At 60.3% G+C, this 17881-nt stretch carries 22 protein-coding genes; 20 read left to right on the top strand and 2 right to left on the bottom strand.

Going from position 1 to position 17881, the window contains the following annotated elements; translation table 11 throughout:
• The first annotated feature begins 369 nt into the window (after positions 1 to 369).
• The 14 genes from SIL87_RS01370 to SIL87_RS01435 all read left to right on the top strand — a co-directional run bounded on the left by SIL87_RS01370 (position 370) and on the right by SIL87_RS01435 (position 11329).
• On the top strand, positions 370 to 663 hold the full coding sequence (locus tag SIL87_RS01370) for a DUF736 domain-containing protein (RefSeq protein ID WP_319612496.1): 294 nt from the start codon (positions 370 to 372) through the stop codon (positions 661 to 663).
• 383 nt (positions 664 to 1046) lie between these two features.
• Positions 1047 to 1541 (top strand): hypothetical protein, encoded by a 495-nt coding sequence (locus SIL87_RS01375; protein ID WP_319612497.1) that lies wholly within the window; start codon positions 1047 to 1049, stop codon positions 1539 to 1541.
• Positions 1542 to 1899: 358 nt separating this feature from the next.
• Positions 1900 to 3765: a ParB/RepB/Spo0J family partition protein gene (locus tag SIL87_RS01380; RefSeq protein ID WP_319612498.1), complete on the top strand. Its 1866-nt coding sequence runs from the start codon at positions 1900 to 1902 to the stop codon at positions 3763 to 3765.
• A gap of 278 nt (positions 3766 to 4043) precedes the next feature.
• Positions 4044 to 4373, top strand: coding sequence for a hypothetical protein (locus SIL87_RS01385; RefSeq protein WP_319612499.1), 330 nt, complete (start codon positions 4044 to 4046; stop codon positions 4371 to 4373).
• Positions 4374 to 4630: 257 nt separating this feature from the next.
• Entirely contained in the window at positions 4631 to 5008 is a 378-nt protein-coding gene (locus SIL87_RS01390; RefSeq protein ID WP_319612500.1) for a hypothetical protein, read from the top strand.
• A gap of 313 nt (positions 5009 to 5321) precedes the next feature.
• Positions 5322 to 5975 carry a hypothetical protein gene (locus SIL87_RS01395; RefSeq protein WP_319612501.1) on the top strand — a complete coding sequence of 218 codons (654 nt, stop codon included), beginning with the start codon at positions 5322 to 5324 and terminating at the stop codon, positions 5973 to 5975.
• Positions 5976 to 6093: 118 nt separating this feature from the next.
• Positions 6094 to 6438 (top strand): DUF2958 domain-containing protein, encoded by a 345-nt coding sequence (locus SIL87_RS01400; RefSeq protein WP_319612502.1) that lies wholly within the window; start codon positions 6094 to 6096, stop codon positions 6436 to 6438.
• Between the two features lie 276 nt (positions 6439 to 6714).
• Positions 6715 to 7410, top strand: a complete 696-nt coding sequence (locus SIL87_RS01405) for a ParA family protein (protein WP_319612503.1) — start codon at positions 6715 to 6717, stop codon at positions 7408 to 7410.
• A complete protein-coding gene (locus tag SIL87_RS01410) occupies positions 7403 to 7723 on the top strand; it encodes a hypothetical protein (protein WP_319612504.1) in 321 nt (106 codons plus the stop codon). The genes SIL87_RS01405 and SIL87_RS01410 overlap by 8 nt, the downstream gene beginning before the upstream one ends.
• A 151-nt stretch (positions 7724 to 7874) precedes the next feature.
• On the top strand, positions 7875 to 8459 hold the full coding sequence (locus SIL87_RS01415; protein WP_319612505.1) for an LPD29 domain-containing protein: 585 nt from the start codon (positions 7875 to 7877) through the stop codon (positions 8457 to 8459).
• Positions 8460 to 8608: 149 nt separating this feature from the next.
• Positions 8609 to 8806, top strand: a complete 198-nt coding sequence (locus SIL87_RS01420; RefSeq protein ID WP_319612506.1) for a hypothetical protein — start codon at positions 8609 to 8611, stop codon at positions 8804 to 8806.
• Between the two features lie 24 nt (positions 8807 to 8830).
• The gene (locus SIL87_RS01425; RefSeq protein WP_319612507.1) at positions 8831 to 9013 is read left to right on the top strand and encodes a hypothetical protein; all 183 of its coding nucleotides are present in this window, start codon (positions 8831 to 8833) and stop codon (positions 9011 to 9013) included.
• Positions 9010 to 9279 carry a hypothetical protein gene (locus SIL87_RS01430; protein WP_319612508.1) on the top strand — a complete coding sequence of 90 codons (270 nt, stop codon included), beginning with the start codon at positions 9010 to 9012 and terminating at the stop codon, positions 9277 to 9279. Before SIL87_RS01425 ends, SIL87_RS01430 begins: the two co-directional genes overlap by 4 nt.
• A 1-nt stretch (position 9280) precedes the next feature.
• Positions 9281 to 11329 carry a DEAD/DEAH box helicase gene (locus tag SIL87_RS01435; RefSeq protein ID WP_319612509.1) on the top strand — a complete coding sequence of 683 codons (2049 nt, stop codon included), beginning with the start codon at positions 9281 to 9283 and terminating at the stop codon, positions 11327 to 11329.
• A 12-nt stretch (positions 11330 to 11341) separates the two neighbouring features.
• On the opposite strand, the gene SIL87_RS01440 is transcribed toward SIL87_RS01435, so the two are convergent.
• Positions 11342 to 12523, bottom strand: a complete 1182-nt coding sequence (locus SIL87_RS01440) for an IS256 family transposase (RefSeq protein WP_319612316.1) — start codon at positions 12521 to 12523, stop codon at positions 11342 to 11344.
• Between the two features lie 150 nt (positions 12524 to 12673).
• Between SIL87_RS01440 and SIL87_RS01445 the strand changes: the two genes are divergently transcribed.
• Together SIL87_RS01445 and SIL87_RS01450 are read left to right on the top strand one after the other, a co-directional pair.
• Positions 12674 to 13174, top strand: a complete 501-nt coding sequence (locus SIL87_RS01445; RefSeq protein WP_319612510.1) for a helicase associated domain-containing protein — start codon at positions 12674 to 12676, stop codon at positions 13172 to 13174.
• Complete coding sequence (locus tag SIL87_RS01450; RefSeq protein ID WP_319612511.1) at positions 13171 to 13377, top strand: hypothetical protein; 207 nt, start codon at positions 13171 to 13173, stop codon at positions 13375 to 13377. The genes SIL87_RS01445 and SIL87_RS01450 overlap by 4 nt, the downstream gene beginning before the upstream one ends.
• A 35-nt stretch (positions 13378 to 13412) precedes the next feature.
• Here SIL87_RS01450 and SIL87_RS01455 read toward each other — a convergent pair whose 3' ends face one another.
• Positions 13413 to 14594 (bottom strand): IS256 family transposase, encoded by a 1182-nt coding sequence (locus SIL87_RS01455; RefSeq protein WP_319612316.1) that lies wholly within the window; start codon positions 14592 to 14594, stop codon positions 13413 to 13415.
• Between the two features lie 409 nt (positions 14595 to 15003).
• Here SIL87_RS01455 and SIL87_RS01460 point away from each other — a divergent pair, with 409 nt between their 5' ends.
• The 4 genes from SIL87_RS01460 to SIL87_RS01475 all read left to right on the top strand — a co-directional run bounded on the left by SIL87_RS01460 (position 15004) and on the right by SIL87_RS01475 (position 17302).
• Positions 15004 to 15300: a hypothetical protein gene (locus SIL87_RS01460; RefSeq protein WP_319612512.1), complete on the top strand. Its 297-nt coding sequence runs from the start codon at positions 15004 to 15006 to the stop codon at positions 15298 to 15300.
• Between the two features lie 54 nt (positions 15301 to 15354).
• A complete protein-coding gene (locus SIL87_RS01465) occupies positions 15355 to 15612 on the top strand; it encodes a hypothetical protein (RefSeq protein WP_319612513.1) in 258 nt (85 codons plus the stop codon).
• Between the two features lie 129 nt (positions 15613 to 15741).
• A complete protein-coding gene (locus SIL87_RS01470) occupies positions 15742 to 16698 on the top strand; it encodes a site-specific integrase (RefSeq protein WP_319612514.1) in 957 nt (318 codons plus the stop codon).
• Between the two features lies 1 nt (position 16699).
• The gene (locus SIL87_RS01475; RefSeq protein ID WP_319612515.1) at positions 16700 to 17302 is read left to right on the top strand and encodes a hypothetical protein; all 603 of its coding nucleotides are present in this window, start codon (positions 16700 to 16702) and stop codon (positions 17300 to 17302) included.
• The last annotated feature ends 579 nt before the right edge of the window (positions 17303 to 17881 follow it).

Raw genomic sequence — 17881 nt, forward strand, 5'->3', positions numbered from 1 at the left:
AGCCAGACCAGCAGATCCATCCCGCGGCTGCCGCAAACCACGACACGATCTGTTCAAGCCCATTCAGCGGGGCATGAGGCCGAGCCGACCAGCTCGCCGCAACCGGCACCGAACCGCCATCCGTCTCCCCAGGCACGGGCCACCCAACGGCCTCTACCGATGGGGACGATCACCGGCCTGCCGCAACCCCGCAACCTCCACCTGCGGCTATTTTCCCCTGCCCTGCGGGCATTCCTCGCGAGGCAAAATAGCCGCCGGTTCCGGCCCTTCGCTACGCTACGGCCGCTACGCGGTGCAGAGCTTCGGCAGGCCGGTGCTTTTACGTCCCATCGAGGCCGATAGGCGGCCCGTAGCAACAGGAGACTAACCATGGCGATCATCGGCACCTTTACCCGCGACCAGCACGGCTTCAACGGCACCATCAAGACGCTCACCCTGAACGTGGCAGCACAGATCAAGAAGGTCGAAGTTTCCAGCGAGAAAGCGCCTGACTACCGGGTCTCCGCCGGCCCGGTCGAACTCGGAGCGGGATGGACGAAAACAAGCCAAGCCGGCAAGGAATATATCTCGGTCAAACTCGACGATCCGAGCTTCCCCGCGCCGGTGTTCGCTAGCCTGGTAGAACAGGACGCCGGGTTTGCACTCATCTGGAACCGCTCATAAACGGGTCACACGCGCAGCGGCGGCCTTCGGGCCGCCGTTCGCATGTCAATAACTGGCCGGCCCTGCCCGCGCCCGCAAACTGCCCACAGCGGAAATCCGCCGTCCATAACCCAACCCTCCCGACCCTGTCATTATTGGCGTGAATCTCCGGCCCTGACAGGCCGGGGGCCGATCGCCGCAGACGCGGCGACCGTAGGGAGGGGCGGAGCGCCGCCCCTCCCGCAACGGCGCGCTACAGACCGGCAGGGCCGCCCAGGGCGGCAGGGCTACGCCCCGCGCCCCGCGCAACCCGGCCGGTCCCGCGCGCCATTGCCCCCTCCCCTCGCCTTCTAACGCCAGAAAAGAGCCGGGGCGGTCCCGGTCACAGCGTGGGAGATACAACAATGTCAGAAACAACCACCCAAAACGGCCGGGCTATGGCGGCAATTCTACATCAATCATACGATCAGGTTGATTACCTGTGGCGTCAAGGGCGCATCAGCTTCACAAACTGGCGGCTCTATAAGGCGTTCTGGACATGGGGAGCGCCACGGTTTTCAGGGACAGGCAATCTGACACAAGCCGCCTATGCGGAAAAACTCGGCTGGGATGCCGTGTTTCGGAAGATAGAGCGGACAAGACGCCTGATCCAGATCATCGCCCGCCTTGGTGAAGGCAAAACTCCGTGGCCTGTTCATGTCACACCGCCCCCCACCACCTGCCGGACCATCGCCTACGGCCACGGCGCGACAGTGCAAATTTTCGAGGAATTTGCCGACGCTCGGCCATCCCTCATCGCCTTCGCCACCCGGCTTTGCCACGAATACGGCAAGCCAGGCCGCCCCGCGATGATCTGCATCGATGACGATAATGAGTTCTATGTCGGGGTTGGCCCCTGACCCTACACCCGGCGAACGCCCATCAACCACCCGCTCACCCGAGCGGGCGGTCGATGGGTATCCTGTATCTATATGACCATAATCCTTGGTTTGATGCCGTCGCCCGCGCGGAATGATGGCCGGCCCTGACGGGCCGGGGACTGCTCGCCGCAGACGCGGCGACCGTAGGGAGGGGCGGAGCGCCGCCCCTCCCGCAACGGCTCGCTACAGCCCGGCAGCGTCGCCCGCCTCGCAGGGCTACGCCCCGCTCTTCGGACAACGCGGCCGGTCCCGCGAGCCATTGCCCCCTCCCCTCGCCTTTTCACACCAGAAAATAGCCGGGGCCTGAAACCGGCATAACCAACATAGGAATTACGCAATGAACGATATCAACGTCTCCGCCGTGCCGCTGACCAAACTGGTCCCGAGCGCAATCAATGTCCGCACAACCGGACGCGACAAAGGCATTGACGGCCTAGCCGCCAGCATCGAGGCGCGAGGGTTGCTGCAAAATCTGGTGGTTCGGGAAACCGATGGCGGGAAATATGAAGTGGTCGCCGGTGGACGCCGTCTTGCCGCCCTGAAAAATCTTTGCAAGGCGAAGAAACTGCCGAAATCCTACATGGTGCCCGTGCAGATCGTCGGAGAGGATGCCGCGCTTGAAGCGAGCCTTGCCGAGAACGTCATGCGCGAGCAGATGCACCCCGCCGACCAGTTCGCCGCTTTCGCTGGCTTGATTGCTCAGGGTCACAGCATCGAGGACGTGGCCGCCCGCTTTGGTGTCACCCCCGGCGTGGTGACACGCCGCATGAAACTCGCCAGCCTTTCGCCCGTCATCATCGAGGCGTTCCGCGCCGACAAACTCACGCTTGAACAGGTTATGGGTTTCACCGTTTCAGAAGATCACGCCGAACAGGAACAGGTTTTTGCCGATATTTCCGAATGGCACCACCCGGCAGAACGCTCCCGCATCGTGCAGCTTCTCACCCATGAGAAGATGAAAACAACCGATTATCGATTCCGCTTTATTGGCGAGGATGCCTATATCGCGGCAGGGGGAGCCATCACCCGCGACCTGTTCGATGACCGCGACACCGGATATGCCGAAGATAGCGCCCTCGTGCTGCGCCTCGCCACCGAGCGCCTGACCGCCATGATCCCCGAGGTTCTGGCGCAGGGTTGGAAATGGATCGAGGCAGACCCCGCGCTGACCTACGACACATTGCGGAACTTCACCCGTATTCATCCGCGCCACGTCGAATTGAACGAGGACGACGCGGCCCGCCTCAGCGCCTTGGCCGAGGAATATGATCGGCTGGCAGAAGATGGCGACACACCCGACGACGAAACCGGCGACCGCCTGGACGCCATCGACGCAGAAATGGAGAGCTTGCGCGACAAGGAACGCGCCTTCGACCCGGCAGAAATGGCCCTCGCCGGAGGCTGGCTGGCCTTGCACAATGATGGTTCCGTCAGAATGGAGCTTGGCTATGTGCGGCAGGAGGATCGGCCCGCACTGGACACACTGCGCAGCCCAGCCCGTGAAAACGAACAGGTCACCAGCGACGAGAACGATACAACACCGGTTGCCCCCACCCCAACCGGGCCGAAGGTTCCCGAGGCGTTGCTAGCCGAACTCCACGCCGCCCGCACCATCGCGTTGCGCCTTGAACTGGTAAAGCGCCCCGATATCGCCTTGCGCGTGCTGGCCCATAGCCTCGCCGTGCGGGAAATGTCCCACGGCACCCCGGTTCTAACCGTTCATCCAAGCACCACCTACATTCCCGAAAATCAGCGTGTCGGTTGCCCCGACGAAACCCCGCTGAATGACCAGAGAAGCCGGTGGAATATGCGCATTGGTGGCGATGCCTCCCGCATGTGGGACGGTATCATGGCCCTCACAGATGAGGACGTGCTGGACCTGATCGCGGTGCTGTCCGCCTCTCTTGTCGATGTCACCTACAGCAAGGGGCAGAACGGCAGCGCCGCGAAGCCCGGCATCTATGCGGAAAAACTCGCCGCCACGCTGGACCTCGATATGCGGCAGCACTGGACGCCGACCGCCGCCACCTATTTCGGCCGGGTCAGCAAGGACGCGATCACCGAAGCCGTTACCGAAGCCGCGAGCGAGGCCGAAGCCGCGAAACTGGCCGGATTGAAAAAAGCCGCGATGGCCGAAGAAGCCGCGATCATCGCAGCCGATACCACATGGCTCCCGGCACCGCTTCGCACCACGCGAGGATGACCAACATGGGCGGGACCAACACCCCGCCCATTTTCACCCGCCAGCGTGGCTTACCCTACTTGGCGTAAATTTCCGGCCCTGCGGGCCGGGGCCAGGGGGAGGCGCGCTGGCCCGCGCCTCCCCCGAAACGCGCCCTGCCGGGCGGCAGGGCCGCTCAGGCGCACGGCAAAAGCCCTGCGCCATCGCAGCCCGGCCACCCTCGCGCGCATTTCCCCCCTCCATCGGCCTCTAACCCCAGAGGAAGACGGCGGGTGGGCCGCATATGATGGAGAAACAAAATGCGTTTTTACAAAGAATCGACACAAGATATCCTTGGTAAGTTGGAAACTATGCGCGAGACGTTAAACAATAACGACTATGCGCTCGGTATTGCTACCATCAAGGCAAACGACTTTGTTGCCTATACAGAGGATGTGTTGGCCGCGCTTGGTAAAGCCCGGAATTTCTATTGGACATATCGCGGTTCCCAAAACTTGGTCCGCTCCGCTTATCACGCAAACCGGCCTGTTGCCGAAGTGGCGGCAGAATTGCTTGAGTTGCGCAAACAAGACATTGCCCGGCAACGAAAGGCCACCCGCGAACTAAACCGGCGCATGGGATGGGCGTAGGCCCGGCAGGAAGCGGAATCACCGGCCCTACCGGGCCGGGGTCACATCGCCGCAGACGCGGCGACCGTAGGGAGGGGCGGAGCGCCGCCCCTCCCGCAACGGCGCGCTACAGACCGGCAGGGCCGCCCAGGGCGGCAGGGCTACGCCCCGCGCCCCGCGCAACCCGGCCGGTCCCGCGCGCCATTGCCCCCTCCCCTCGCCTTCTAACGCCAGAAAAAGAGCCGGGGCGGCCCCGGCCTTACCGACGGAGAACCACCATGAACCACGCTGCAAACAGCCCAGCCACCGTGAATAACCCTTCCCAGCGGGTGCAGCCGATGCGGCTGATCTTGCGGAACGGGTACCCCTATCCCTACCCGCAAAACACCAGCGAAGCCGAACATGAAACCCATTCCCGCAACGCGGGCGGAATTATGCTCGATATTCCCGGCGTCGTGCATTTCGAGTGGCTGCACACCGTCACCGTCGAGTTCGCCGATGACGAGGCGTTTGAACACGCCCAGCGCACCACCGGATGGAAAACATGGAGCTATCGGGTGCTAGAAGCACAGACGAGCGCCACCGATGGCTACCACCATCCCGCGATCATCGCCGCGAATTGCGCGTTCTGCGGCTTCAATCTGGTTCCCGATTAAAAGGGGGCAAGGGGGCGACAAGCCCCCACTCCCGGAGATGAGCCGCAGAAAAAATGAAACGGCCCTACGGGCCGGGCCTCGCCTGACGGCGAGGGGGCTGCCGCCCCCTGGCGCAAGAGTAAAGGCGCGATGCGCCCGTGCGACATTCGGCCTACAGCCTGGCTGGGCCGCGCCGATCGCAGGGCTTCACCCCGCGCTCATCGCAGCCCAGCCAGTCCCGGCCAAATATCGCCCGCTCTTGCCCCAGGCTCCCCCGCTTCACGCCAGAAAAGAAGCAACCGGCAATTCCGCCGCTACCGCTTGGAGAAAATGAATGTCCTCTCGCCTTGTCGATGATTTCGCCGCAATCCGGTTTCGGGCCGACGATCTTAACACCCTCTTTGAAACAGACCCGTTCTATGCGGATCAGTTCATGTTTTTCGAGCTGGGTGGCGACAATAATTTGTTTGAGTGCCGGAGCGGAGGCAGACAAATCCGCGTCCGGTCATGGTCCCTGCTTGGCGTCGGGCAGGACTGGCAAATCATGCAAAAAATCGTGACCTTCGCCTCGGCATGCGAAGGCGGTTGCCTGCGCTTTGCCGGCGACCGCCAGACCTTGGCAGAAAGCTATATCCGCAAGGCGCGCAGCACCCTTGGTGATGCCGTCGAACCGGCAGCACTCTACGATGCGGGCCTCTCGTGCAGCCTTGAGATCACGGTTAAGATGTCCGCCGAATGCGGACGATATGAGCAAGACCGCGTGGAGGAATTACGCAGTCATCTGCCCGCACAAGAGCAAGGCGATGTTTTGTCATGGAGCCTGTCACCCTTCCACGACATGAAACATGCCGCTCTGATGTTCATCTACAGCAGCCTAGACAAGCGGGAGATCTACAACAAAGCCCGCGTCTCAGGTCAGGAATATACGGGAACGCCGATCATGAAACGCGCCCGTGACCGTGGGCAGATGGTGATGTCAGGCTTTTAGGCCAAGCATAGGGTCATATGGTCCGGGACCATGTGACCCTTTCCGTCACGCGGGCGGGACGAAATTCACCGGCCCTGGCGGGCCGGGGCGGTCCCGGTCACAGCGAGGGAGAAATACGATGAACCTTTTAACAACGCATCAGAAAGCCATCATGATCGAGAACGGCCGCAAATCAGCGGCGGGTGACGAAATCGACCCGTTCCCGGTGGTGAAACTGTTTATGCCCGGCAGCGGCATGACCTGGCTCTTGACCGAGCTGGACCCGGACGATGGGGATCGCGCCTTCGGGCTTTGCGACCTTGGCATGGGATGCCCCGAACTCGGGTATGTCAGCCTCGCCGAACTGTGCAGCGTGCGCAACCGAATGGGCCTCGGGGTTGAGCGGGATCAGGGTTTCAATGCCTGCAAACCGCTCAGCATCTACACCGACGAAGCCCGGCAGAAACAGATGATTCTCGCGTAAGTGGGGCGCTCGCCCGTTCACACCAGAAAGGACTGACAAATACCGATATGACCGGGTAACCCCTTGGATAGATAAGCGGCCCTTACGGGCCGTTTGTCGTTTGCGCACTCAGTGGGTCATGCGGCGGGCCTGTGCGCTAGCCGGTGCTAGCATGTGCTAGCGCGCGCTTGCTCCTGCTAGCGTCTTGTAGCTAGTGCTTGCTATTGCTGCTAGCGTATGCTAGCGATAGCACGCGCTAGCTAGTGCTAGCTACTTCTAGCAACAGGAGGCTATTACATGCCGGTCATCATCGCGGCCAATCCGAAGGGCGGGGCGGGGAAGTCAACCACCACCCTTATTTTAGGGCAGACGCTTGCTGCGCTGGGGGCCAGCGTAAGCATCATAGATGCGGACCCCAACCATCCTATTGTCGATTGGCGCAGCGGCAATTCTAAGCTCGCATTAGATGTGATCGGAGACGCCAACGAAAGCTCTATCATCGCCCAAATTAAAGCCGAGAACATGAAAAAACAGTTCGTGTTCGTGGACCTTGAGGGCACCGCCAGCCGCTTAGTATCGCGGGCAATCTCGCGGGCCGACTTGGTACTTATACCACTTCAGGCGAGTGGCGTTGACGCCCGCCAGGCAAGCCGGGCGATTTCTTTGATACACGAAGAAGAAGAGGCTTTGGACGGACGCCAAATCCCCTTTCGTGTCCTACTGACCAGGACAAGCCCGATCATCAAAACCCGCATTGAGAAAGAAATTCTTGGCAGTCTCGAAGCCGCCGAGCTTCCCATTTTACGGACCGCGTTGAACGAACGACAAGCCTTCAAGGCAATCTTTGTTCGGCGCTTGGCGCTGCACGAGCTTGATCCCACTCAGGTAAATGGTCTGCCCGAGGCGATTCAAAACGCAAATGCGCTGGCCGAGGAACTGGTTAACGTTCTGACCGACGCGAAAACACACCAAAAGGAGACCGTGAATGTCTGACGATACCTTTGGCTTTGGCAAGGCCGGGGCAGTGCCTCTTAGTAAGCGACTGGCAGAGATCAAACCCAGTGGCGACAATGAGAGGGCGGCGACCGATCTCCAAGCGATCGACGAAGCCGGACAACGTGCCGGGTTTACCTCGCGCGAACCAGGCCCCGCGCCGTTCAGGCGCGTCAAGACGATTGGCCCGACGATACAGTTGAACACGCGGGCACCGGAAGATGTGGCGATAAGATTCATCCAGTTTTGCGAGCAAAATCGGCTCGCCTATTGGGAGGGAATACTTGAATTGATGAAACGCGCCAACGTCTAGTCTAGGTTTTTGATGTGCGACGTCTTGCGCTCTTCTAAGCGCATAGCTACGCCGTGAGTCATGCACCAAAATGCGTTGCATTGCACCGGATTATGGTGCATATAGGTTTCACCGAGACGCAGTGACGCGCCAGCAAATAAAGGACAAGACGATGACCTCCCATTATTTTTCATGTGCTGAAACCGCTAAGTTGGTTCGCAACGAATTGAAATCCCGGTTTCCCGGCGTTAAGTTCAGCGTCCGGAGCAATACTTATGCGGGCGGGGCTTCCATTGACGTTAGCTGGGTCGATGGCCCCGCCGCCAAAATTGTTGACGCCGTTGTGGGTCAGTTTGCTGGTGGCCGGTTCGATTCGTCGATCGATATGGCCTACAACGTTTCGCATTGGATGACACAGGACGGGCGCATCGTGATCGCCAGCAACCCAGGCACTGGTGACCAAAAAGGATCGCACAGCGCCGAGCGTAATTGGATGCCGGAACCGGATGCGAAGCTGGTCCGTTTCGGCGCAGATTTCATTTTCACAAAGCGGGCGATCAGCCCCAACCTGGCGCGGCGCGCATTGGATCGTTTGGCGGCTAAAGGATACCCGGTTGAGTGCGTTGAAATCCGCGTCAGCGATTACGACGGCGAGGCTTACATTCATCAGACCACTCGCGACGAAACACTTACTCGCGGTTTCGACATGGAGCGGGAGGCGAATGAGGCAATACAGCGCACCCATTGCGCGGCCTGAATTTTGGCGGCGGGGGGGGGCGGCGCATCTCCCCGCGCATAGCTCGCACCTAAGTCATGCGCCGATTACCGTTGCGTTGCGCCGTTGTTCGGTGCATACAGGTTTCGCCGAGACGGATTGGCTGGATCGGGGGGGGACGGAGAGAGACGATGACCAACGCAACCGAAACCGCAATCGCCGCTGATCTTGCTCTTTGCGACATCGGCATGGCTTTCACCAAAGGCCACGCTCGGCGCAAGTTCGTTTCGCACCGCACGGCTTGCTTTGCGGCTCTTAAAACCATGAACGCCGCCGATGGTCTTGACACTCTCAGCGATGACGATCTGCTCGCAGCACTGACCGCTTAGCGCTTTACTCAACGGAGAACGATGATGGCAAAAATTAAGGCGCGGATTACCAACAACGGGCGCGTCGGCGGCTTTACCGCAGAAATAATGATTAACGGAGAGTGGAAGCGTATCAATCGCTACATCGGAGGCGGTTTGGTTTCCTTTGATAGCCGCGAGCAAGCGTTGAAAGCGATTCGCCGTGAATGCAAAAAGGTCGCGGCATGACCCCTCTTGAATCCCTCGCAACAATCCGCTGGTCCTACAGCGACCTCGCCGCCGCGATCGGTCGCCCGTCCGACACCGTGCGCTCGTGGGTCCGGCGCAATTCATTCCCCGCGCCGATTGTAGAATGGCTGGCGCGGCTTGCCGATGCCCATCGGGCTTTGCCGCCGCCTGATCTCGCCGTGGTTGGGCGGTGGGTCGCAGGTGAGGCCGGTTCGATTGGCAAAAGTTGGCAAACAGTGGCGGGCGCAACCAAAGACGGGACTTAAAATGACGCATCTCGCTAGTCTGACAACACGCATTGCTCAGTGTTCGGGATTGACCCTAGAGCCGCATCAATCGGAAGCGGTGGATTGCGTGCTCGAAGCCTGGACCGGCCAGGACCGTGCCACGGTGGTCATGGCTTGCGGAACAGGGAAAACGATTGTCGGCTTGACCGTCGCGAGCAAGGCCATCGCGGCGGAAGAGGGGGCGAGCGTAGGAGTGTTTGTCCCATCACTCGGGCTTATTAAGCAGATCATTCAGGTATGGCGCGAGTTTCAGCCCTGGGGAGATCGCTTACGGGTGATCGCCGTATGTTCGGATGCCGGCGTAGAGGCTGATGATATTCCCCCTGATGAAATCCCGGCCGTTGTCACAACAGACGCCTCGGCGTTGTGCCGGTTCATCACAGAAGCCCCGCCATGCGCCGTCAACGTCATCTTTTCTACATATCATTCCGCATGGGTGGTTGCTGACGCGCTGACGGAAATGCGGCAGGCGCTCGACATTGGGATTGCGGACGAAGCGCATAACACTGCTGGCGCGGCCGATAAATCATTCGGCCTGATGCTGCATGACCACGTTTTGCCCATCCGAAAACGCCTTTTTATGACAGCCACGCCCCGAATCGTCCGCAGGGTAACTGGTGAAGTCGCATCAATGGACGATGCCGCCATCTATGGGCCAATCGCCTACAATCTTTCCTTCCGCCGAGCCGTCGAACGTGGGATCATATGCGATTGGGAAGTGCTGATTTCCGTTGTTACTCGCGATGAGGCCCAGGCCATCGGGCTTGCCAGAGCCGTGCATGGCTTGTCGGGCGAACGGCTGCAAGAGGCGGCTGGCCGCGCCGCGATCGCCAAAGCGATCGAAAGCGTGGGTATAAAAAAGGCCATTAGCTTCCACAACACCATCCTTGCTGCCCGCGACTTCGCTCAAAATCAGTCCTCAAACGATCAGGCGATGCCGGGTTTTCATATCTTTCATGTTAATGGAGCGGACAAGGTTGGCAGACGTGAGGCAATGTCGGCATTTGCGGGTGCTGAGAAGGCCCTTGTCAGTAACGCGCGGTGTTTGACGGAAGGGGTTGATATTCCGGCCATCGATCTCATTGCCTTTCTCGGTCGAAAATCTAGCAAAATTGACATTATCCAGGCGATCGGGCGCGCACTGCGCAAGGCACCGGGTAAGACTAAGGGTTATATTCTGCTGCCCGTGCTGCTCGATCCACGAACCGGGCAAACGCCGGAGGACGCGCTTGCGGAGAGTGACCTTTCCCTTATTTGGGATGTTCTTGCCGCTATGCGCGACAATGATGAGTTGTTCGCTGAAAACATCATAACTGCCGGTCGCGGCTTTCAGGAGGGGCCACCCACAACAGTATTGTCGCCGGGCTGGGTGAGGTTCCTGGGTGAAGTTGACCTTGAGGCAATCCGGCGGGGGATCGAGGTTATCGCTCTCGATGAACTTTTGTTTCCGTTTGATCATGGATACCGGCATTTAGTTGATTTTGCCAACAACACCGGGCACGGTAAAGTTCCTATCCAGCATGTTGAGCCTGACGGGTTCAAACTCGGAATATGGGTAGCCAGCCGCCGAAAGAATTACCGGCAAGGCGTTTTGTCAGCAGAGCGAATTGCAGCGCTGGAAGCCATACCAGGCTGGACGTGGGATGTATTGAATGCGCAATGGGATCAAGGCATCTTCACACTTCGCGCGTTCGTCGAGCGAGAAGGCCACGCAAACATTCATTCAAAACACGTTGAGCCTGACGGGTTCAAACTCGGAAATTGGGTTGGTGGTCGCCGCAAAGAGTATCTGGAAGGCATTTTGTCAGCAGAGCGAATTGCAGCGCTGGAAGCCATACCAGGCTGGACGTGGAGTGTATTCAGCGCGCGATGGGATGACGGAATGATCGCACTTCGCGCCTTCGTCGAGCGCGAGGGACATACCAAGGTACGTGACAGATATGTTGAGCCTGACGGGTTCAAACTCGGGATTTGGGTTGGTTCGCGCCGGTATGAGTATAGATTGAGCAACCTGATGTCTGGAAAATAGGGCGAGCGGGGGTCAGGCATCCTGGTAGTCCCACTTGATGTAGCCCTTGGTGTCGGCGGCCCATTTTTCATCGATTTCGACGAGGACGGCGCTGACGAGGCGTTCGAGGGAGGCTTCGTTGGGGAAGACCCTGATTTTGGTGGTGCGGCGTTTGAGTTCCTGCTGGATGCCGCGTTCCATGGGGTTGGAAGTGCGAAGCCGGCGCTGGTGGGGTTCTGGCAGTGTGAAGACGGTGAGGCCTTCGGGGATATTTCGTTCGAGCCAATCGGCGAGCTTTGGTGCGGTGTCGCGATAGGCATTGACGAGGGTTGTGAGAGCGATCTGGGCAGCGGCGAGGGAATTTGCGTTCCAGACGGTCCGGAGTTCTGCGCCGATGCGTTTGCGGATGGCGTGGTTGGGGGCGTGGTGGATGGCGTTTTGGGCGAGGTGGAACTGGCATCGTTGCCAGTGTGCGGCGCCGAAGACGGCGCGGCGTGCGGCGTGCAATCCGGCATGGTCATCGGAGACGATGAATTCGACGCCTCGCAGGCCACGCTGATGGAGGCTTTCGAGGAAGGCACGCCAATGGACTTCGGCCTCGGAAAGGGCGACCGAGACGCCGAGGACACGGCGGCGTTCATCGGGTCCGATGCCGATGGCCGAGAGCACGGCGGCATCGCGGACGACGCCATTATCGCGCATTTTTTCATATCTGGCGTCGAGGATGAGGTAGCGGATCTCGGCGAGGGGTCGGGTGCGCCAGGCGGCGAGTTCGTCATCGAGCAGCTTGCTGGCGCGGCTGACCTGAGCGGAGGAGAGGCTTTCGATGCCGAATTCGCGCATGACGGCCTCGACGTCGCGGGTGGAGACGCCTTTGATGTACATTTCGGCGACGGCGACCATGACGGCGCGGACCGAGCGTCGGCCGCGTTCGAGGGACTGTGGGTAGAAGGGTTCGCCCACGTGACCGGCGGTTTTGGGGACATCGACGGTGATCGACCCGGCCGGGGTATCGATCCGCTTGGGCTTGTAGCCATTGGCGTAACCCTGACGATCGGGGTTGCGCTCGTAGTGACTGGCGTGGAGGAAGCGTTCGCGCTCGATCTGCATGGCGAGTTCGAAGGTCCTGGCAAATACCGTGGCGATATCGCCTGCGCCGTTTTCGATCAGATGTTCCAAAAGTGCCTCGATAATCGTATCCTTTTTGGCGTCCATTCATCGGTCTCCATGTTGGTGTGAACAACTGCATGGAATACCAGAATGAACAGCCCTTGCCGGGGCATGCCCCGGCAAGGGCACCAACTCCCAACCCAAAATGAATTTCCAGACGTCAGGTTACACCACCATGAGTATAGGCAAGGCGTTTTGTCAGCAGAGCGAATTGCAGCGCTGGAAGCCATACCCGGCTGGACGTGGAGTGTATTCAGCGCGCGATGGGATGACGGAATCATCGCACTTCGCGCCTTCGTCGAGCGAGAAGGCCACGCAAATATTCATTCAAAACACTTTGAGCCTGACGGGTTCAAGCTCGGAAATTGGCTTGGTTCGCGCCGGTATGAGTATAGGCAAGGCGTTTTGTCAGCAGAGCGAATTGCGGCGCTGGAAGCCATACCAGGCTGGACGTGGGATGCGGTTGGCTCCGAGCAGTGGGAGAAAGGGATTGAAGCGCTTCGCGCCTTCGTAGAGCGCGAGGGACATACCTCGATTCGTCACAAACACGTTGAGCCTGACGGGTTCAAACTCGGGCATTGGGCTTGCGCTCGGCGCACGGAATACCGGCAGGGTAATCTGTCGGATAAGCGCATTGAGGAGTTGGAAAGCATACCGGGCTGGACGTGGAATGCCCTAAAAGGCAGCCGCCAATGACCAACACCCAGGCGGCGGTCGATGAAATTAATGCCATCATGACAGATCCATCCGCCTCGGGCTGGGTCAAGACCGCGCTTGACAGTGCCCTTAAACGCGATCCTGTCGATGCCGTGAATGATGCGGAATTTCTGCTCGGCGTGCTCATGCGGAGGCTTGATAATATCTTTCGCCAGGGCGAGCGATCCTCTCGTGATGATTGAGCAACCTGATGTCTGGAAAATAGGGCGAGCGGGGGTCAGGCATCCTGGTAGTCCCACTTGATGTAGCCCTTGGTGTCGGCGGCCCATTTTTCATCGATTTCGACGAGGACGGCGCTGACGAGGCGTTCGAGGGAGGCTTCGTTGGGGAAGACCCTGATTTTGGTGGTGCGGCGTTTGAGTTCCTGCTGGATGCCGCGTTCCATGGGGTTGGAAGTGCGAAGCCGGCGCTGGTGGGGTTCTGGCAGTGTGAAGACGGTGAGGCCTTCGGGGATATTTCGTTCGAGCCAATCGGCGAGCTTTGGTGCGGTGTCGCGATAGGCATTGACGAGGGTTGTGAGAGCGATCTGGGCAGCGGCGAGGGAATTTGCGTTCCAGACGGTCCGGAGTTCTGCGCCGATGCGTTTGCGGATGGCGTGGTTGGGGGCGTGGTGGATGGCGTTTTGGGCGAGGTGGAACTGGCATCGTTGCCAGTGTGCGGCGCCGAAGACGGCGCGGCGTGCGGCGTGCAATCCGGCATGGTCATCGGAGACGATGAATTCGACGCCTCGCAGGCCACGCTGATGGAGGCTTTCGAGGAAGGCACGCCAATGGACTTCGGCCTCGGAAAGGGCGACCGAGACGCCGAGGACACGGCGGCGTTCATCGGGTCCGATGCCGATGGCCGAGAGCACGGCGGCATCGCGGACGACGCCATTATCGCGCATTTTTTCATATCTGGCGTCGAGGATGAGGTAGCGGATCTCGGCGAGGGGTCGGGTGCGCCAGGCGGCGAGTTCGTCATCGAGCAGCTTGCTGGCGCGGCTGACCTGAGCGGAGGAGAGGCTTTCGATGCCGAATTCGCGCATGACGGCCTCGACGTCGCGGGTGGAGACGCCTTTGATGTACATTTCGGCGACGGCGACCATGACGGCGCGGACCGAGCGTCGGCCGCGTTCGAGGGACTGTGGGTAGAAGGGTTCGCCCACGTGACCGGCGGTTTTGGGGACATCGACGGTGATCGACCCGGCCGGGGTATCGATCCGCTTGGGCTTGTAGCCATTGGCGTAACCCTGACGATCGGGGTTGCGCTCGTAGTGACTGGCGTGGAGGAAGCGTTCGCGCTCGATCTGCATGGCGAGTTCGAAGGTCCTGGCAAATACCGTGGCGATATCGCCTGCGCCGTTTTCGATCAGATGTTCCAAAAGTGCCTCGATAATCGTATCCTTTTTGGCGTCCATTCATCGGTCTCCATGTTGGTGTGAACAACTGCATGGAATACCAGAATGAACAGCCCTTGCCGGGGCATGCCCCGGCAAGGGCACCAACTCCCAACCCAAAATGAATTTCCAGACGTCAGGTTACACCACCTCTCGTGATCCCTAGACTTCATGGTGTCATGGTTTCATAAATTCCCAGCCTATTGCCGGGTTTTTTATGGGCCGCAGACGCGGCCAAAAAGGGGGAGGCGCGCAGGCTCGCGCCTCCCCCAAAGCGCCGCCTATTGGCTGGCAGGGCCGCTCACCGGCAGGGCTTCGCCCCACCAGCTCGCAACCCGGCCAGCCACGCCCGCACTTTCCCCCCTCCATCAGCCGATTAACCCCAGGAATAAGACGCCGGGGTGGTCCCGGCCTTTTGATGGAGATGAGCATGGCATACACGGTCGCGATCTATCTGGTGGACAGGGCTTATGGCGGTCCCGAGGAAGGGGGATGGTGGTATGAATGCGGCGAGCCAGCGCTTGAGTTTGCCGCGAAAACCCGTGGCTTCGCGCGTGAAAACGACGCCTACCGCTACGCCTCGAAGCTGAATCGATCATCGTTCATCGAGGAATTGAACGAAGGCCGCCCCGACATCGGTAGCGTGCTCTCGCGGGGGCAATATTCTGCCGTGGTCGCCGGGGGCTTCCCCGCGCCATTCCCAGCCACCCAGCCGCACTATGATTAAAGGCCAACTGTTTTTATGCCATTTCCAGCCCATATCTGCTAGAAGGACACTGCAATGAGCGCGACCAACCCCGACGATACATCGACCAATCTCTATCTCCGTGAACAAATCGCGCGGATCGACCTGACGCATGAGCGGATTTTGCGGATGAGAGAGGAAGGGCAGCCACGGATTGATGCGTTGCTTGCCCAAGCGGCTAAAGATCGTGCGCTTTCCAGGAAAAACTGGCCAGCCATTATTGCTGGCATTGGAACTGGATTGTCGGGCATTGCGGCTACCATCGCGGTCCTGGTCGCAGCGCACATCATATAAAGCGAAGCCTCTCCACACCAAGCCGCCGGCATCGCCGGCGGTTTTTCTTCTGGCGTTTCTGACGCGCGATAATGTTTAATTATCGCGCCATTGCGACTCTCGCCTTATTCCCGCTATCCTGCTGGACTCATGAGTGTTCGCGAGCTATCCGAAGCCGCACGGGCGGCCCTGGACCGCGCCGAGGCCGACGCCGCCCAGGCGAAATCGGCCGCAACTGCCCGCGCTTACCGCACGGACCTCGCCGACTTTCGCGGCTTCTGCGCTGAGACCGGCCTAGCCGCCTTTCCCGCCAGCCCCGAGACCGTCGCCGCCTTTCTCTCCGCCCGTGCCACTACCCATAGCCATGCCACCTTGCGCCGGCGCCTGGCGGCCATCGGGGCCGCCCAGGCGGCCGCAGGCTTCCCCTGGCTGCCAGGCCATCCGATCATCCGGGACACGCTGCGCGGCATCGCCCGCCGCTTGCCGGCCCGCTCACGGCCCGCCGGCGCGCTAACCACCGATCTGATCCGCCGCCTGGTCGCCACCTGTGATTCCGGCATGACCGGCACACGCGACCGGGCTATGCTCCTGATCGGCTACGCCGGTGCGCTACGCCGCGCCGAGCTGGTGGCGATCGAGCGCAGCAACATCAGTTTCGAGACCTTTGGACTGCGGCTGCTAATACCTACCTCAAAAACCGATCAGGAAGGGCAGGGGGCCGAAATCGGCATTCCGCGCGGGATGAAACGCGACACTTGCCCGGTGCGGGCGATCGAGGAATGGTTGCGGCTATCTGAGTGCGATATGGGGCCAGTGTTTCGCCGGGTCGATCGCTGGGGCGGGCTCGATATGCAGGCGCTACATCCCGATGCCGTCCGGCGCATCCTGCTCCACCGCGCCCGGCTGGCGGGCATTACCATGTCCGGCCGGGACCGCTTATCGCCCCACGGATTACGGGCCGGTTTTATCACCGAAGCCTACCAGGCCGGCGCCCGCGACGAAGATATTATGCAACACTCACGGCATCGCAGCCTGGTCGCGATGCGCCGCTATGTGCGCCGGGCCAAAGCCGTGCAGGACTCACCGGCGAAACTGCTGGGGTTATGAGATGGACGGTGATCACCGCCCTCTCACCGCCCCCCAGCGCCTCGACATCCTTGCCCTGCCCTCTCCCGACTGGCTCTACCATCACCTGACCATTCGCGGCTCGCCCGACGAGATCAGCCGATTCCGTCTCGCCGCGGCCGGTGCCGGCGTCGTGCCATGGGTGCGCGACTATGACGCGATGATCGAACGCCTGGTGACACTCATGCTCCGCCCGCCGCGCACAGAGCGACGGCTTACCATCGCCGAAATGCGGTTGCTGGCCGGCAAAATGCGTGATCTGTTCTGGCAGGACGATCAGGCCGCATTGACGCACTATGACCGCAGCCGGTCATGCCCGTTCGATCTGCAACGGCTCGTTCCCGTGCCTTGGGCTATCCTCCGCCAAGGGGACGACGCGCCGGACTCACTACGCTGGTTATGGGAACATTGGGGCACCACCTGGCAGCTCCGGCGCGTGCGCGACATCACCGCGACCTTTCGGGCCGATCCCGTGACCACACGCATTTTTGAGTTCTGGTCCGCCGATTGGTCGCCCTGGCGGGCGATCACGACCATCGCCAACGCCTGGCCGGCACTGACGATCGCCCTCCGCCCGCTCTACTGACTTTCCCTTGGAGTCAACCGCGCCGAAGGCGCGCGAAAAATACTGAACATTCCGGCTTACGCCGGAATGTTTCATTTGCCGCGATCGGCCGCCAACCCTGCCTTAAGGCTAAAGGCGGTTTCTTATTTCCTCTTTTGCCGTTTTGCCGTATAGCCGGTTGTATGCTTTTGTTTGTTTGCCGTTTTGTCCCTTTATCGTGAGAGTGTCCGATGCGACGTGCCAGTTACCGCCAGGCGGTGGAGTGGATTAGAGCGCGCCTGCCGAAGCCTATCGATCCCGTCACCATCAAACAGATGGAGCTTGCGATCTTCGTGGCCTTCCTATTCGATGTGCCTGCGGATCGAGTCGTGGCGGACGTTACACGTAGCCGCCTCCGCGACGCCGATCCCGTCGCGAATCAGGACTCGTAGATGCCATCGCTTAGATACAATGGCCAAAGACGAAAGCGGCTTAGATCAACGGGTTGGACCGTTTCTCTCGACTGCTGCCATACAATGGGCTGGACGCGGCGATGATTTTGTCTCAAGGTGCGCGATACGCGCGACTCTTGCGCAACTTAACCGAGCAGGAAGGAGATTC

The sequence above is a fragment of the Acidiphilium acidophilum genome (assembly GCF_033842475.1).
GTDB lineage: Bacteria > Pseudomonadota > Alphaproteobacteria > Acetobacterales > Acetobacteraceae > Acidiphilium > Acidiphilium acidophilum.